Origin of the sequence: Pseudomonas sp. RIT623 (assembly GCF_004519305.1) — a bacterium.
Classification (GTDB): domain Bacteria; phylum Pseudomonadota; class Gammaproteobacteria; order Pseudomonadales; family Pseudomonadaceae; genus Aquipseudomonas.
In genome coordinates this window covers 1-207 of record NZ_SOZA01000104.1, presented here as the reverse complement: position 1 = coordinate 207, position 207 = coordinate 1, and the positions used below count along the sequence as shown (strand labels likewise).

The 207-nt window shown below is 54.6% G+C and carries 2 tRNA genes; both read right to left on the bottom strand.

The features are described from left to right. Positions 1-21: 21 nt before the first annotated feature. A tRNA-Ala gene (locus tag E3U47_RS24845) sits at positions 22-97 on the bottom strand. A 6-nt stretch (positions 98-103) separates the two neighbouring features. Beyond that, positions 104-180 (bottom strand) — tRNA-Ile (locus E3U47_RS24840). Positions 181-207 lie beyond the last annotated feature (27 nt).

Genomic DNA, 207 nt, shown 5'->3' with positions numbered 1-207 from the left:
TCAAGTAGACACAACAGAAAGTGGTGGAGCCAAGCGGGATCGAACCGCTGACCTCCTGCGTGCAAGGCAGGCGCTCTCCCAGCTGAGCTATGGCCCCGCATATTGGTAGGTCTGGGCAGATTTGAACTGCCGACCTCACCCTTATCAGGGGTGCGCTCTAACCAACTGAGCTACAGACCTATATAGGGTCTTGATCGTCTTCACATT